This window comes from Streptomyces sp. NPDC089915 (genome assembly GCF_040684675.1).
Classification (GTDB): domain Bacteria; phylum Actinomycetota; class Actinomycetes; order Streptomycetales; family Streptomycetaceae; genus Streptomyces.
On the sequence record NZ_JBFBGN010000344.1, the window covers coordinates 1 to 1,735 of the forward strand.

2 protein-coding genes are annotated in these 1,735 nt (G+C 73.3%); both read left to right on the top strand.

Translation table 11 applies throughout. The features are described from left to right. Window positions 1-113 precede the first annotated feature (113 nt). Window positions 114-707, top strand: a complete 594-nt coding sequence (locus tag AB0O29_RS35625; protein WP_365160506.1) for a toxin-antitoxin system, toxin component — start codon at window positions 114-116, stop codon at window positions 705-707. Window positions 708-709: 2 nt separating this feature from the next. Beyond that, window positions 710-1,735 (top strand): MAB_1171c family putative transporter (locus AB0O29_RS35630; protein ID WP_365160509.1); only part of this gene is annotated, 1,026 nt, incomplete at its 3' end.

The following is a 1,735-nucleotide window of genomic DNA, read 5'->3' on the forward strand; positions in this document are numbered from 1 at the left end:
CGGGGGGCTGGTCGGGCGGGCGGCCGCCGTGCGGGGCGGTACGGGCCGGTCGCGTGGAATCCGCGGGGTCGCGTTCCTGCCCTCCGTGGGAGAGGGGCATTGAGGAGTCGGGTGTGTTCAAGCAGCGCGAGATACGGCAGTCCGTCAGCGCCATGGTCGGCGGGCTCGGCCATCTGAAGTCCCCGGTGGCGGCCGAGGTGATCTGCCGCGCGCTCTGCGAGGCCATGGGTCGGCGGCGCGGGCGGAAGATCGAATTCCGTGCCACCTCCTTCCCGCCCGGCACCGCCAGCGGCCTCGCCCTGAACCTCGGGGACCGGGATCTGATCATCGTCGAGCAGCGCACCGTGGCCGAGCACCAGATCGTCATCACCGGCCACGAACTGCGCCACCTTGAACTCGGGCACTGCCACCAGCACGTGTCCGAGGGCTCCGTGGCCGCCCGGCTCCTCCACCACGACGCAGACCTCCAGCAGGTGGTCGCGTCCGCGCTGGCGGTCGCCGGCCGGCAGAGCCCCGTCCTGCTGAAGGAGGACGGGACCGCCGCCCGCAAGCACCGGATCGAGGAGCGGGCCGCGGAGCGCTACGGGCTGGAGCTGGCGCACGCCGTACGGCACCTCCTCACCGTCTCCGAGGCCCCCGAGCTCGACCGGGAGACCCGCTCCGGCCGGATCGAGGCCGCGCTCTGCAACCGAGGGGTCCGAGGCTGACCGTGCCCGATCCGACCGTTCTCTTCCCCACGGTGCTGGGCAGCCTCGCCGCCCTGCTCCGGCTCCCCGGCCTGCTGCGCAACCCTCGCGACCCCCTGCTCCGCGCGGTCATGGCCATGCTCGTGTCCTGCGTGGGCGTGTTCTTCTTCACCTCCGTCCCGGTCGTCGCGAAGGTCAACGAGCTCACCGGCATCCCCAACGCCGCGGCCCCCTTCGACTACTTCTGGGCCATGGCCTGCGCCGCGTCGGGCATCGTGCTGGTCATCAACTGGCGGGGCGGTCCCCCCGAGCGGATCCGGCGCTGCACCCGCTGGTGCATCGCGAGCTACGCGGCCCTGTGCGTCGCCATCGCGGTCCTGTTCGCCCTGGCGGAGGCACCCGTCGAGCGGCTGCGGGACCTGGACACCTACTACGCCAACACCCCGTACATGCGCGAGATGATCGTCCTCTACCTCGTCGGCCACACCGCGGCGTCGATCGTCATGGCCTCCCTGTGCTGGCGCTGGCTGCGCCACGTGGGAGGGGAGCTGCGGGCGGGCCTGGCGCTCATGGTGGCGGGCTACGGCCTGGCGATCTGCTTCGGCCTGCTCAAGTTCACCGCCCTGGGCGCGCGGTGGTCCGGTGCGGACTGGGACGTCCTCAGCACCGAGGTGGCCCGGGCCCTCACCTCGGTGGCCGGACCCCTCATCGCGACCGGCATGGTGCTCCCGATCGTCGTACGGCGCTTCCGGGGACGCTGGCGGGACTGGACCCGCTACCGGCGGCTGGAGCCGCTGTGCCAGCTGGTGGGCGGTCTGGCCCCGACCCCGGCGGCGGTCAGCGTGCCGTTGCTCGCGTCCGTGGGCGTACGGCGCCTGCAGCGCGAGTCGCTGATCCACGACGGACTGCTCACCCTCAACCCCTACTTCGACCTCGGCCTCCGGGAGCGCGCGCTGGCCGAGGCCGTCGCCGGCGGCGCCACCGCCGACCACGCGGAGGCCGGCGCGGACGCGGCCATGGTCCACGCCGCGGTGGACACGAAGCGCGCC